Below are 15,480 nucleotides of genomic sequence, written 5' to 3' on the forward strand. Positions count from 1 at the left end.
TTTTGGCCCATTCACTTCAGCAAAAATATTATAACTACATCATAGTCGGCGCCGGTTCCGCAGGGTGTGTGCTCGCTAATCGTCTGTCAAAGGATCCTAAAAACGAAGTACTGTTATTAGAAACTGGTGGCAGCGATAAGAGCATCTTTATTCAAATGCCGACTGCGTTATCGATTCCGATGAACAGCCCTAAATATGCTTGGCAGTTTGAGACGCAGCCAGAGCCACATTTAGATAATCGCAAGATGCATTGCCCTCGGGGTAAAGTGCTTGGCGGTTCATCGTCGATTAACGGCATGGTGTATGTCCGTGGTCATGCCAGAGACTTTGATGAGTGGCAGGCGCAAGGGGCGACCAACTGGGATTACAGCCATTGCTTACCCTACTTTAAAAAGGCAGAAACCTGGGCCTTTGGTGGTGATGAGTATCGCGGTGAGTCTGGACCGTTAGGCGTTAATAACGGTAACCAGATGCAAAATCCCTTATACCAAGCCTTTGTGGATGCGGGCATTGCGGCGGGGTATTTATCGACCGCCGATTATAATGCGGCGCAGCAAGAAGGTTTTGGTCCCATGCACATGACGGTCAAAAAAGGCGTGCGTTGGTCTACCGCTAATGCCTATTTACGCCCAGCGATGGCCAGACGTAACCTTACTGTGTTGACCCACACCTTAGTGCATAAAGTGCTATTGGAAGGACAAGCGGCCGTTGGCGTTCGCATTGAGCACAAAGGCAAAGTTGAAGATATTCGTTGTAATAAAGAAGTGATTTTAGCTGCTGGATCAATAGGTTCGCCGCATTTACTGCAATTATCAGGTATTGGCGATCCCAAAGTATTGGCCGATGCAGGGGTCGAGTTACAACATGAGTTGCCCGGTGTTGGTCAGAATTTACAGGATCATTTAGAGTTTTATTTCCAATTCAAATGCCTTAAACCGATTTCACTCAATGGCAAGTTAGATCCTTTCAGCAAGTTCTTAATCGGTGCTCGGTGGATCTTAGATAAGTCTGGCCTAGGGGCCACAAATCACTTTGAATCCTGTGGTTTTATTCGCTCAAAAGCGGGTCTCGAGTGGCCAGATTTGCAGTACCACTTTTTACCTGCGGCTATGCGTTACGATGGTAAAGAAGCCTTTGCGGGTCATGGTTTTCAGGTACATGTTGGCCATAACAAGCCTAAAAGCCGTGGTGCCGTGACCTTAGTGTCGGCAGATCCTAAAGCGCCGCCTAAGATCCAGTTCAATTATTTACAGCATCCTGATGATATTGAAGGCTTTAGAGCCTGTGTGCGTTTAACCCGTGAGATCATCAATCAAGCGCCATTCGATGAGTATCGTGGTGAGGAAATTCAACCCGGCACACAAGTGCAAACCGATGAGCAAATCGATGCCTTTGTGCGTCAATCGGTTGAGAGTGCTTATCATCCTTCTTGTTCATGCAAGATGGGCACAGATGCGATGGCCGTAGTGGATCCTGAAACCCGCGTGCATGGATTGCAGAATTTACGAGTGGTGGATTCTTCTATTTTCCCGACTATCCCGAACGGCAATTTGAACGCGCCGACCATCATGTTGGCTGAGCGCGCTGCGGATATGATCTTAGAGGCTGAGATGTTAGCGCCAGCAGATTCCGCCGTTGTGGTTGCCGACGCTTGGCAAACCACACAAAGAAGCACTGCGACAAGTTAACGGCGCAAGTTAACGCCATAAGTGCACAACATGCCTGCTCGGTCCGTCTTATCGATGGACTGGCGGCTTCAATTTTAAGTGACTCATTAATTGATGACTCAAAACTCATTAATTGATTACTCAAAATAAGGGTCATGATTCATTTTATCTAAAGGGTCGGTCAGCCCGCAGTGAGTGTGCAAATGATCACTTTCACGACTGAACATCTATCAGGGTTTAACTATCGCAGAGCGCTTTTTAAGTAGCGATATTTAAGGCTTGAGGGCAGAGCGCTGCCTTTAAAAATGATTCAGTTTTTTATTATTAAATAAAAACATGGAGTTACATTTTATGGATTCATATCCTCATGCCTACTTATATCCAGTATCGACTGGGACGGAGTGCATCCTATGACCTGGTTATTATCCGCAGGGATACTGTTTACTTTTGCCGCGATTGCGTTTGTGATTTATCGCTGGGGTAACATTCGCTGTATCGGTGTGACGCCTGTGCGTACGTTTACCTTTATCGCGATTCTGTTCACCTCTGGCCTTGATGTCGGCTTGATCATGTTTCCGCTGACCGAGTTTGCCGGCTATGCCAATGTGGCGGCAAGTCCCGAGTACGGCTTTACCAATCCGCTGGCGATTGAGTTTGGCTTTTGGGCCTTCTTGATTTGGGGTTTCTACTTTTTAACCTGTTTCTATTTTTGTGTGATTGAACCTAGGGTGAAGTTTTTCGACATTCCTTTGGTCAAGTTCATCAATAACATTGTGATTATTGGCACCTGTGCTTTTACCGCCTATTTGTTACTCAGCAATTTACCTTGGTATTTACCCGAATTAGGTGATGGTGAAACCATAGTCGGTAGCTTTTATTTAATCGTATTTATGGTGATTGCCGCGGCGGTATATTCCAGCACTAGCATACGTTATGTGCGTATTTTGAGCTTAGCCAGCACTTGGTTATTTTTAGGCTTGATTGCCATGATGTGGGCCAGTGCATTTTTATCGGCTGACTCAAGTGTGGGCGAGTTCTTTACGACCTTTGCCATGTTGGGCGACTACTTCGGCAATATTCAACATTTTGTGTTACCCATCAACGACTACCATGAGTTTTATCTGTTCTGGTGGTTTGCGTGGAGCATTATGATTGGTCAATTTACCTCGCGCTTTGTCGGCGGGATGAAAACCTACCAAGTGTTGCTGGCCATGATGGTGTTTCCGTCTATCCCCATCGCTATCTGGTTCACCGTGCTTTATTACTACAGCGCTAATGGGTTAGATACCTCGGGCTTCTATAATCTGGCGATGGTGATTGTAGGGGTGACCTTTGTGATTAACTCACTCGACTCACTGGTACGCCTGTATACCGACAATCTTAACCTGACGATTGAGCGTTTAGGCAAGCTTAAATATGTCAGCTTTAACTTAGTGTTGCTCTGCAGTCTGACATTACTCTTTCAATTAGACTTTCTTCAAATTCAATGGGTTGGTGCAATCGCACTGGGCCTGATCTTTAGCTGTTTTGGTTACATCATGATGGCGCAATTGCAAACAGTTCGTGCCATTGAGCGCTCGCCAAAAGAGAACAAAATCGACTTTACTAAAATTGAGCTAGCTAACTAATGGAAAAATTAATAATGAAATCAAAATGTTTTTATCTTGTCGCTGGCGGATTGTTATTGATGTCGACTGCGGCGAATGCCGGATTATCGGCCACTGTGACGGCAACATCGGATTACACTTTTAACGGTGTCAGCCAAACGGACAACGGCCCAGCACTGCAAGGCAGTCTGGATTACGGTTTTGATTCGGGCTGGTACGTGGGCGGCTTTACCTCGAACGTCGACTTTGGTGGCAGCGATGACACTTGGTTAGAGCTCGATGCCTATGCGGGTAAGTATTATCAGCTGAACAAGCAACTGAGTCTCGATGTCGGGCTGGCCTATTACACCTACCACGGCGATTCCTTCTCCGATGAGTACAACTATCCTGAGCTGTATAGCAAGCTAGGTTACGACACTTCCCTTGGCCACTCTGAAGCTAAGTTAACCTACACATGGGACTACTTTGGTTTGGGCGGCGGACATTACACTATGTTGCTTGGCCATACGATTAGCGTTGCCGAAGGCCATGATATCCGCTTCAGTGTTGACCGCTCGACGTCACTCGATGAAGACAAATGGCCATGGGATGGCGGTAAATCCTTTAATCACTTCCGCGTTGCCTATATGACCAGCTGGAGCGGCTTTGATTTCAGCCTTGCCGCTGAAGATACCAGCATGAACTTAGATACCAGTGACGAGCGCCTAGTGTTGTCGGTATCGCGTCAATTCATGTTGTAATCTAAGGGACTTTTACCATAAAAGTGCCTCCTCTTGGTGAGTTCAGTCGCGCTTTCTGGTAAGGTGCACTGGACAACTGGGACGGGACATTATGGAAAAGTACGAACAACTGCTCATTTCGCTGCGTCGAGTAATACGCGCTATCGACATTCATTCTCGCCAGCTGAACAAACACTCAGGTTTAACTGGGCCGCAATTGATGGTGATGCAAAAAATCGCCCAATTGGATGCGCCATTGGCGAAAACTGTGGCGGAAGAAATTACGCTGAGCCCTGCGACAGTGACGACCATTATAGATCGTCTCGAGGGCCGTGGTTTAGTGATCCGTCTGCGCAGTGAGACTGATAAACGTAAGGTGCATTTATACCTTAGCGATGCGGGCCGAGCGCTGTTACAGGACTCACCTAAACCGTTACAGGATCATTTTATTAAGCGTTATCAGAATCTTGAAGAATGGGAACAGAGTCAATTGCTCTCAGCCGTTGAGCGTATCGCGACTATGATGGACGCCGATAAAATTGATGCGGCGCCTATGCTCTTGGTCGGAAAGATCCAAGGCGACGAGTAATCGTTTAGATCATGTTTTAAATGATTAGACGTTAAAATCGATTCGTTTTTAAAATGAAAAAGCACTGAATCTTCAGTGCTTTTTTGCTTTTAACTCGATGTCGTTTAGTTGTGCGTCTTTTTAGATGCTTAAGCTGCAGGGCAGCTTGTTTTAGCCACAGAGTTAATCAGAATTTCTTGTACTGGCGTGTTGGCGAAACCACCGCTACTTTTTGTTGGTACTATGCTGATCTGATCCGCCACATCCATGCCGTCAACCACTTTGCCAAACACGGCATAACCATAATTGCTCGCAGACGCATCCAAATGTGGATTATCTAACACATTGATAAAGAACTGTGATGTTGCAGAATTAGGGTCATCCGTGCGAGCCATGGAGATAGTGCCACGTTTGTTGCTAATACCGACTGCGGCTTCATTTTTGATGGGGGCATCGCCTGGTTTGCTTTTGAGCCCTGTGGTAAAACCGCCGCCTTGGATCATAAAGTTATTAACGGTTCTATGGAATAAGGTGCCGTTATAGAAAGACTTATCAACATACTGCTTAAAGTTTTTACCTGTGATGGGCATGTTCGTTAAGTCAATGGCGAGTGTGATATCGCCTTTTGTGGTTTTCATTAAATAACATACATCCGCAGCTAAGGCTGGCGGAGTGGGATCGGGCGTCGGTGGCGTCGGCGTTAGATCACCATCTGTACTTCCTTCACAACCGGTTAAGGCTATGCAGCCGACAAACAGTAATCCTGATAACTTCTTCATTTCATATCCTTATTCTCAATCATCATTGGGGAGTTTCTGCTTTAGCGTTCCATCGAGCGAGCCTCTTGCGGATAAGCGAGGGCATATCAGGCTCCATGAATGTAATGTTGTTATTATGTTTCTACGCTGTAGCGAGATGAGATGTTGACAGAGGAGAGATAGGCTGTTCAAGTTATAAAGTGCAATTGATACAAAGTGTTGCACCGAACTCACTAGTCGATATGTTTTGGGTCTTATTCATTGGGTTTTAGTTCGAATGCTATGACATATAAATGTCTTACGCCTGTCATGTTATTTTTATGCCTTAGTTCCCTGCTTAGTGCTTGTCTTTTTTAACTGCCTCTCGTGACAGCCTTTCGTCAAGGTCTTGGGAAGCATGCTTGCCCTCTTGCTGAACGCATGCCCCAAGTTGGTGCGTTCCATGTTTATTATTTCGATTGTCACTGCGCGCGAACTTAACTGAGTGCTTCTAGTAAGTTACTGATTTTTTGAAAAAGTTTTTTGTTATTTCCCTGAAATATTTATGTCATCTTCTTGTTACTTTTGGTTGGCATGGTTACTGTATATCTAAAGCTATGGATGAGCGGTCGCGGGGGCGACAAAATATGGGGCTGGAAAAGTTGCTGTATTTGCGGGGGGTTGGAGCAGAATTTACTGATTGTTTTGGCCAAGAGATCCATATTTCCGAGGTAGACAGGCAAGGTATCTTGACCTGTATGTTACAGGAAAAAAACACTGTGGCAGGGACTGCCATTGATGCTTCTGCTACAGAGGCGTTATCGAGTGATGCTGGGCTGACTAACGTCGATGCGGTATTGACCGAAGCGCTGATCGCCTCACAAATTGACTTGCTGGATGCCCGTCCTTGGACTCAGGTGTTACCCGAATTCCATTGGTGTTTCGTGGATGAACCTTGGATAAGCCTTTGTTTACCTGAAACCTATACCTCAGATCTGAGTGTGGCGATTGAATGCGAACAGGGTGAGTCTATCGTATTTGATGTGCCGTTCTCGGCGCTTAAGTCGATTGGCGATTACCGTATTGAACAAACGCTTTATCTACACTATCGCCTTGATCTTACGCAACTGGGATTAGCACGCCTCGATTTAGCTGAGGCTAAGACCCAAGCTTCCCCTGAACATTCAATGCCCGTCGAGACTGAGGCGGTAAATTTAGCGTCTTATTTCCTGAGCAGCCAAGAGTTCACTAACAACCCAGCCTTAATCAAAAACCAAGACTCATTTGCGCATGCAGCTGACAAAAATGCGAGTGATTTCTCTGTGTTAGGTTTGGGCTTTCATCGTATAGCTTTAAGCTTAAAACATGCTCTAGAGACAAGTGCACCAGCGCCAAGCTCAGCGCTACAGAGCAGTGTGACGGCTGAGGCTGATACCAGCACCTTGTTTTCTGGCACCTTAATGGTGGCACCGCGGGCCGCTTATCAAGGCGTACTCACGGCTGTCGCCAAAGGTAAGCGCCATAAACCTTGGGGGATCAGCGTTCAACTCTACAGTTTACGCAGCGAGAGCCAGTGGGGCATAGGTGACTTTGGCGATTTAGAACAACTGATCGCGCTGGTGGCGGCGCAGGGCGCGGATTTCATTCAACTCAACCCCTTGCATGCCCTCGACATTGCGGCGCCAGAGCATCCGAGTCCCTATAGTCCGTGCGATCGCCGCAGACTCAATCCTCTTTATATTCAATTACAAAGCGTTCCTGAATACCAAGCACTTACCACTGAATTTTCAAGCGCTACTTGGATAGAGGCCATCGCCTTACTGAATCGTGACAATTGGCTCGATTATCCTAAGGTGAGTGAGCTCAAATACCGTGCCTTTGAGCAGTTATATCGCGTTTTTTGTGAAACCCATTTAGCAAACGACACGCCCAGAGCGCAAAGATTCCATGAGTTTGTGCGTGAGCAGGGCACTGCGCTGCAAGAGTTTGCTCAAGCGGAATACTTACGTAGCCCAAAAGCGTTTGTACAAGAGGAAGGTTTCTATCTTTACCTGCAATTTGTGGCCGAAAACCAGTTACACCTTTGCCAGCTAAAAGCGAAAGAAGTGGGCATGGGGCTGGGATTGATCCGTGATTTGGCTGTTGGCGCAGCGCTGCAGGGCAGTGAAGTACAGGCCAATGCCGAGCAGTTTTGTTTGAATGCCAGTATCGGCGCACCGCCGGATCCCTTTGCGCCCCAAGGGCAAAATTGGGGCTTAACGCCCCTCGATCCGGTGAAGTTAAAACAACATAATTTCAGTCATTTTATCTCCTTGATCCGCGCCAATATGGAAAGCTGTGGCGCCTTGCGTATCGATCACGTGATGGGCTTACTGCGCCTCTGGTGGTGGCCACTGGATAAACAACTTGGCCACGGTGCCTATGTGTATTATCCCGTTGAAACCATGCTCGCTATCGTTTGCCTTGAGAGTCAACGCGCCCGCTGTGTGGTGATTGGTGAAGACTTAGGGCTAGTGCCACCGGACATTATTCATCGTCTCTACACCTCTGGCATTTACTCCAACGAATTGTTCTATTTCTGCAAAGACCATCAAGGCTTTAAATCACCGGATCAATACAAGTCCCAGAGCCTGATGATGCTGGCGAACCACGATGTACCGACCTTAGTGGCTTGGTGGTGCGGCAGCGATTTGCACCTGCGTCGACAGCTATCCCTGTTTGATTCTGACGAACAATTGGGTGAGGCGCTGGCAGGGCGGGAGCATGAAAAGCAACAGCTTATTTCACTGTTAGTCGCTCAAGGTCTGTTAGCCGAGGTGACGATAGCCGAACTTGATATTCAAACCTTGCTTACGGCTTGGATGACCCTAGGGGCTCGCGGAAATAGTGCGCTGTACAGCGTGCAACTGTGTGATTTATTGGCCGATCGCCATGCGGTGAACATTCCCGGCACTTGGCTCGAATATCCTAACTGGCAGCGGCGCTTACCTTTGAGTTTAACGCAAGTGTCGGCTTCGCCAGAGATATTGCAGCGATTACAAAATATCGCTGCGGCGAGACAGCTACCGAGTTAATGCTGCTGATCCAGTGCCACATTATGCCATCCCTAAAGGTTCGATAATTAGGTGGTGTTATGCGGATAAAGAGTGCCAATTTGCAAGTTTAATTGACTGATAAACGGAAGAAAAATGATGACTCAAGCCAATGCCTATTTCTACGATGGCGCCGACGTCGCCCTACTTAATGGTCAATACACTGATGTTTTTTCGCTTTTGGGTATGCACAGTGCCAACGAGGGTAAGGCATTAATTGTTCATTGTTTTTTACGTAATGCAATCAGTGTGGATGTGATCAGCATTAAAGATGGCCGCAAAGTAGCGAGTTTGGACAAAGTTAACGAGCAGGGATTGTTCGCCGGTACGCTGGGGCGACGCGTCAAACCGTTTCTCTATTTGCTGCGGGTAGAATACCCCCTGTGTCAGCTAGATATTATTGACCCTTATCAGTTTGATTCACTGCTCAATAGTGATGATATTTATCTTTTTGGTGAAGGCAGCGCCGAGCGCGCCTATGAGTTTTTAGGCGCCAATTGGCGTCAGACCCAAGGCGTTGAAGGTGTGCATTTTTGTGTGTGGGCACCCAATGCCAAACGGGTGTCTGTGGTGGGAGATTTTAACCATTGGGACGATACTCGCCATGTGATGCGCCAACATATTGCCAATGGTTTATGGGAGCTATTTTTACCCAATGTGGCCGAAGGCGCCCACTATAAGTTTGATTTGGTTTATCAAAATGGTGAGCGTCATGCCAAGTCCGATCCCATGGCGACTCAAATGGAATGCGCGCCCCATAATGCTTCTATCGTGCCTAAGAAAGCCCATCACAGCTGGAATGATACCGCTTGGATGAGTAAACGCGCGGCGACTGCTTGGCATAAAGCGCCCATGTCGGCCTACGAAGTGCACTTAGGTTCGTGGCGTCGCAAGGGAGAGCAAGGTGAGCAATATCTTGATTATAACGACTTGATTGAGCAGCTGATTCCCTATGTGAAGGAGCAAGGTTTTACTCACATTGAACTGATGCCGATCAGCGAGTTTCCCTTCGATGGTTCGTGGGGATATCAGCCCGTGGGTCTCTATGCACCGACCCACAGATTTGGCGATGCCAATGGGTTAAAAGCCTTTGTGGATGCCTGCCATCAGGCGGGAATTGGTATTATCCTCGATTGGGTGTCGGCGCATTTTCCTAAGGATCCCCACGGCTTAGTGCGTTTCGATGGCACTTGTCTGTATGAGCATGAAGATCCTCGCAAGGGCACACATCCCGATTGGGATACCCTGATTTATAACTATGATCGCGGTGAAGTGCGCAGTTTCTTGTTGAGTAATGCCTGTTACTGGCTGCGGGAGTTTCATTTCGATGGCCTGCGTCTCGATGCCGTATCTTCTATGTTGTACCTCGATTACAGCCGCGAGCCGGGCCAATGGCTGCCCAATGCCTATGGTGGACGGGAGAATCTCGAGGCCATTAGTTTCTTACAAATTTTGAATCAACGCTTGTACCAAGCTTTCCCCGGCATTTGCATGATCGCCGAAGAGTCCACCGCTTTTGCGGGGGTGACTAAGCCGACGGATCAGCAAGGTCTTGGCTTTGGCTTTAAATGGAACATGGGCTGGATGAATGACAGCTTAAGCTACTTAGGCCGCGATCCGCTTTACCGCCAATTCCACCATCATCAATTGACCTTCAGTTTGATGTACGCCTATACCGAGCAATTTATGTTGTCCGTGAGTCACGATGAAGTGGTCCATGGCAAGGGCTCGTTGCTGCATAAAATTCCCGGTGATGATTGGCAGAAATTTGCCACCCTGCGTGCTTATTACGGTTTTATGTGGGGGCATCCCGGGAAGAAATTACTCTTTATGGGCTGCGAGTTTGGTCAGCGAAATGAGTGGAACCATAACCAGAGTTTAGATTGGCACTTATTGGCTTATGAACCGCACCAAGGTGTGCAACGTTGGCTTAAAGATCTCAATCACTTATATCAAAAAATGCCAGCCTTATCGGTTCAGGATTACGAGGGAGCAGGATTTAGTTGGCTAGATTGTGAGAATAGCCGCGACAGCATCTTTACCTTTGTGCGTTACGGCTTAGCGGGTGATGCGCCGTTAGTGTTTGTCATCAACATGACGCCCCAATTGCACACTGGATTCCGTATTGGTTTGCCCTTGGCGGGGGATTACCGCGAATACCTGAATAGCGATAGCCAGATTTATGGTGGCAGTAACCAAGGTAATGCGGGCACTGTGGTTGCTGAGCTGCTGCCGTGGCAGGGCATGGCGCAGAGCGCGCTGATCACTGTGCCGCCCTTGGGCTGTCTAGTCATAGGGCCTGCGTTAACCGGATTGGCTGAGGCGAACTAGCATGCAAAAGCCCACGGCTGATGATATTAAGCTCAACCCTGACGCTAAAAAACACCCATTTCAAAGCGAAAAATGGGTGTTAGGGGTAGGTGAGCCTTTTCCGCTCGGTGCTAATGTTGAGGGCGATGGCGTCAACTTTGCGTTATTTTCAGCTAACGCAACAGCGGTCGAGTTATGCCTATTTGATGACAATGGCGAGCAAGAAGTCGCGCGGATTGCGTTAACTGAACAAACGCAGCAAATCTGGCATGTATTTGTGCATGGGCTCAAGGCGGGGCAACTCTACGGCTATCGCGTTTATGGCTCCTATGAGCCTCAGCTTGGCCACAGATTTAATCCCAATAAGTTATTGCTCGACCCCTATGCGCGCCAGCTGGTCGGTGAATATAGCGACCATGAGTCTAACTATGGTTACGAGCTGAATCACAAGGATGAAGACTTATCTTTCAGTAAGTTAGATAACGCTGCCTATGTGCCAAAATGTAAAGTCGTGGACATTAGTCCATTAATCGACATCGCCGCTAAGCAGTCGATTCAGCCCGTAGCGACGAGGTTTCAGCCCAAACCCATAGAGCGCAGCATTATTTATGAGATGCACGTTAAAGGCTTTACGGCGGCGCATCCTGAGATTGAACCTAATAAACGCGCCACCTTTGCGGGTTTGGCGACTCAGCCTGCTATCGATTATTTGGCCGAACTTGGGGTGACGTGCGTCGAGTTACTTCCAGTACAGGCCTTTTTCACTGAACCATTTTTGCTCGAGAAAAAGCTCACTAATTATTGGGGCTACAACAGTATCGGTTTTTTTGCCCCTGAGCCGAGTTATCTGTCATCCGACGATATTGGTGAGTTTCGGGCTATGGTGGATGCACTTCACGGTGCGGGTATCGAAGTGATCCTCGATGTGGTCTATAACCACAGTGCCGAGGGCAGTCGACTTGGGCCGACCTTTAGTTTTCGTGGCATAGATAATCTCAGTTATTACCGCCTGCATCCGAATGATAAGCGTTTTTACATTAATGATACGGGTTGCGGAAACACCTTAAATATCAACCATCCACGCATGTTGCAGCTCGTGCTTGATTCGCTGCGTTACTGGGTAGAAATCATGGGCGTCGATGGATTTCGCTTCGACTTAGCGGCCTGCCTAGGTCGCGAGGCCTATGGTTTTGATCCCGGCTCAGGTTTCTTCGATGCGCTGTTGCAAGACCCTGTGTTGTGCCGAGTGAAATTGATTGCTGAGCCTTGGGATATCGGCCCTGGCGGTTATCAATTAGGTAATTTCCCCGTGGCCTTTAGCGAGTGGAATGACAGATATAGAGACACTATGCGCCGTTTCTGGCGCGGCGATCACAGCATGTTGCCCGAATTTGCTAGGCGATTTCACGGCTCGGGGGATTTCTTCGAGCATGGCGGCCGTCCGCCTGCGACCAGTCTTAATTTTCTAACCAGCCACGACGGTTTTACCCTCAAAGATTTAGTGAGTTATACCCAGCGCCACAATTTGGCGAATGGGGAAGATAATCGCGACGGTCACCAAGAAAACTTCAGTCATCATTATGGGATTGAAGGGGAAACCGAAGATAGCGCAATTCTGGCACTTCGCAGTCGTCAACAACGTAACTTATTGACTACGCTATTTTTATCCCAAGGTGTGCCTATGTTGTTGAGCGGCGATGAAACGGGCCGCACCCAGCAAGGTAACAATAATGCTTATTGCCAAGACAATGAACTGAACTGGTTTGATTGGTCGGAAAAGGGCATGGACACTGAGCTGTTAGCCTTTACTCAGCAGCTTATCGCCCTGCGGAAACGTTTCCCGTTGTTATGCGCTAAACGCTTCATTCATGAACAGTTATTGGCCGAATCTTTAGCCGATACCGGTGCTCGCTTAGATTGGTTTAGTCGTCAAGGTGAGCAAATGACTAAGAGCCTGTGGACTGAGTCTATGTGCCGCAGTTTATCTGTAGTGCTTTCTGGTGACTTAGAAGGCCAAGGTAAGCAGCAAGCTCTACTGTTGATGGTCAATGCCGACGACAACCCTTTGGCATTTACGCCGCCGACTTTTGAGCACTTGAGTCCGTGGCAATGCCTGATCCATACCCAAACTGAGCCGCTGGATGCTCAGATCTCTACGACGCGATACTTGCTGCAAGATCGCAGTCTCATGCTTTTTCATGCTGATTTGATTTTCAAGAAATGAAGGAATTAACTATGACTGACGAAAGCGAACTGAGTCCAAATACCAGCGAAAAAACCGTATCATCCGCGCCAAAAGCGGCGAGTAAGAAGGCGCCAGCTAAGCGTCAGGCCAAACCTAAAGCCGTTGAACCCTGTGAGCCCTGCGATGCCTTGCCCGCTTCCTTTGAGCGCCATTTACGTTATGGACTCAGCCGTGGCGAAGGTGTGAGCTGCGAATTATTTCAAGCGTTGGCCTATAGCGTCAAAGAGCAGATGCTAGACAATTGGCGTCAGACCCGTGTGAATGACAGTCATTTTCAGCGCAAGCAAGTGGCGTATTTATCCCTTGAGTTTTTGATGGGCAGGGCGCTAGGTAATGCACTGCTGAGTTTAGATTTACAGCAAGATAGCCGTGATGCCTTGAGCAACTATGCGGTATCACTGGAAGAGTTAGAAGAAGCCGAACATGATGCCGGTTTAGGTAACGGCGGTTTAGGTCGATTGGCGGCGTGTTTCCTCGATAGCTGCGCCAGTATGGACTTATCCGTGACGGGTTATGGCATACGTTACGAATATGGCATGTTCGCCCAGAAGATAGTCGACGGTTATCAGGTTGAGCGTCCCGACCGTTGGCTGCGCGAAGGCAATCCGTGGGAAGTGCGCGTGCCGACCCACAACGTGACAGTGCCGTTTTTTGGTCACACAGAATCCTATGTCGATAAACAGGGCCGCAGACACATTATTTGGGTTGAAACCCAAGATGTGCTCGCCGTCGCCTATGACATGCCAGTTCCTGGTTATCGCAATGGACGGGTGAATACCCTGAGATTGTGGAAGGCCGAAGCGACCGATGATTTTGATTTAGCTGAGTTTAACCAAGGCGACTACACAGAAGCCGTGGCCCGTAAAAACTTGGCCGAGCAGATCACTATGGTGCTCTATCCCAATGATGCGAGCGAGAACGGCAAAGAGCTGCGATTACGTCAGCAATACTTTTTATCCTCCGCTAGCTTGCAGGATTTACTCAAACGTTGGGTGAGTCGCCATGGTCATGATTTCACCCAGTTTGCCGCTAAAAATGTGATGCAGCTGAACGACACTCACCCCAGCATTGCCGTGCCTGAGTTGATGCGGTTATTGATCGACGAATACGGTTTGGAATGGGACAGTGCGTGGGCGATTACCAGTCAGACTATGGCGTACACTAACCATACCCTATTGCCTGAAGCACTAGAGCGTTGGCCCGTGCGTATGATGGCGCAGATGTTGCCACGCATTTTAGAAATCATTTATGAAATCAACGCCCGCTACTTAGATTTAGTCGCCCACCATTGGCCTGGAAATAGTGAAAAACTGGCGAGCATGTCAATTATTCAAGATGGCCCCGATCCCCATGTGCGCATGGCGTATCTGGCGATTGTGGCGAGTTTTTCGGTCAACGGTGTCGCGGGTTTACACACGCAACTGCTTAAGTCTGGGTTGTTTAAGGATTTCTATGAGTTGTGGCCGCATAAGTTTAATAACCGTACCAATGGTGTGACGCCAAGGCGTTGGCTCGCCCATTGTAACCCTGCCTTAGCTAAGTTATTGACCGCCCATTTAGGTAAAGAGTGGGTGACAGATTTAAGCCAGTTAACGGCGCTCAATGCCCTTACGCAGGACACGGCATTTATCCAAAAATGGCGTGATGTGAAGCAAGCCAACAAGGCTTTGCTGGCGAAGATGATTGCCAAGGAATGCGGCGTCGAGTTCGATCCATCTATGTTGTTTGATGTGCAAGTGAAGCGTATTCACGAATATAAACGTCAGCTACTCAATATCTTACATGTGGTTCATCTCTATCATCAGATCCAACAAGGCCACACCGAAAACATGGTGCCACGTTGCGTGTTGATCGGCGGTAAAGCGGCGCCCGGTTACTTTATGGCTAAGTTGATCATCAAGCTCGCCAGCAATGTCGCCCATATGGTCAATTCCGATCCTTTGGTGACGCCTTACCTACGTTTTGCTTTCTTACCCAATTACAACGTCAGCGCCATGGAAAAAATCTGCCCGGGAACGGATTTGTCCGAGCAAATTTCGACCGCGGGTAAAGAAGCATCGGGCACGGGCAATATGAAATTCATGATGAACGGCGCACTGACGATTGGCACTATGGATGGCGCCAATATCGAGATGTTAGAGGAAGTGGGCTCAGAGAACTTCTTCCTGTTTGGACTCAATGCAGAGCAGGTCTCAGAGGTACGTAACCACTATCATCCACGCAGCATTATTGACGATTCACCGGCGTTATCTGAGGTGATGAAGTTACTCAAGAGTGGTCATTTCAATCTGCTGGAGCCGGGGATCTTCGATCCGATTATTGCCGCCATCGAAAGTAGCGACGATCAATGGATGACGGCCGCCGATTTCGACAGTTATCGAGTCGTGCAAGAAGCCGTGGCGCGGGCCTATAAAGATCCGCAGGTTTGGACGCAAATGAGTATTCGCAATACCGCTGCCAGCGGACGTTTTTCGAGTGATGTGACGATCGCGGGTTATTGCGATGAAATTTGGAAACTGTAAGGGCTGGGCTCTG

General features: G+C 48.2%; 9 protein-coding genes. 8 read left to right on the forward strand and 1 reads right to left on the reverse strand.

Annotated features, from left to right (window positions below; translation table 11 throughout):
* Positions 1-2: 2 nt before the first annotated feature.
* From betA to OX890_RS08165, 4 genes are all read left to right on the forward strand, one after another.
* Positions 3-1,688 carry a choline dehydrogenase gene (betA, locus tag OX890_RS08150; RefSeq protein ID WP_259569144.1) on the forward strand — a complete coding sequence of 562 codons (1,686 nt, stop codon included), beginning with the start codon at positions 3-5 and terminating at the stop codon, positions 1,686-1,688.
* A gap of 389 nt (positions 1,689-2,077) precedes the next feature.
* Positions 2,078-3,295 (forward strand): BCCT family transporter, encoded by a 1,218-nt coding sequence (locus tag OX890_RS08155; protein ID WP_268650397.1) that lies wholly within the window; start codon positions 2,078-2,080, stop codon positions 3,293-3,295.
* 14 nt (positions 3,296-3,309) lie between these two features.
* The gene (locus tag OX890_RS08160; protein WP_115335206.1) at positions 3,310-4,014 is read left to right on the forward strand and encodes a TorF family putative porin; all 705 of its coding nucleotides are present in this window, start codon (positions 3,310-3,312) and stop codon (positions 4,012-4,014) included.
* 91 nt (positions 4,015-4,105) lie between these two features.
* A complete protein-coding gene (locus OX890_RS08165) occupies positions 4,106-4,582 on the forward strand; it encodes a MarR family winged helix-turn-helix transcriptional regulator (RefSeq protein WP_006080852.1) in 477 nt (158 codons plus the stop codon).
* Between the two features lie 128 nt (positions 4,583-4,710).
* Here OX890_RS08165 and OX890_RS08170 read toward each other — a convergent pair whose 3' ends face one another.
* Entirely contained in the window at positions 4,711-5,340 is a 630-nt protein-coding gene (locus OX890_RS08170) for a peptidylprolyl isomerase (RefSeq protein ID WP_012588211.1), read from the reverse strand.
* Positions 5,341-5,945: 605 nt separating this feature from the next.
* Between OX890_RS08170 and malQ the strand changes: the two genes are divergently transcribed.
* From malQ to OX890_RS08190, 4 genes are all read left to right on the forward strand, one after another.
* Complete coding sequence (gene malQ / locus OX890_RS08175) at positions 5,946-8,372, forward strand: 4-alpha-glucanotransferase (RefSeq protein ID WP_268650398.1); 2,427 nt, start codon at positions 5,946-5,948, stop codon at positions 8,370-8,372.
* Between the two features lie 114 nt (positions 8,373-8,486).
* Positions 8,487-10,721: a 1,4-alpha-glucan branching protein GlgB gene (glgB, locus tag OX890_RS08180; protein ID WP_268650399.1), complete on the forward strand. Its 2,235-nt coding sequence runs from the start codon at positions 8,487-8,489 to the stop codon at positions 10,719-10,721.
* Position 10,722: 1 nt separating this feature from the next.
* Complete coding sequence (gene glgX, locus OX890_RS08185) at positions 10,723-12,924, forward strand: glycogen debranching protein GlgX (RefSeq protein ID WP_268650400.1); 2,202 nt, start codon at positions 10,723-10,725, stop codon at positions 12,922-12,924.
* 11 nt (positions 12,925-12,935) lie between these two features.
* Positions 12,936-15,467, forward strand: a complete 2,532-nt coding sequence (locus tag OX890_RS08190; protein ID WP_259573968.1) for a glycogen/starch/alpha-glucan phosphorylase — start codon at positions 12,936-12,938, stop codon at positions 15,465-15,467.
* The last annotated feature ends 13 nt before the right edge of the window (positions 15,468-15,480 follow it).

It is taken from the genome of Shewanella sp. DAU305, from assembly GCF_026802235.1.
GTDB lineage: Bacteria > Pseudomonadota > Gammaproteobacteria > Enterobacterales > Shewanellaceae > Shewanella > Shewanella baltica.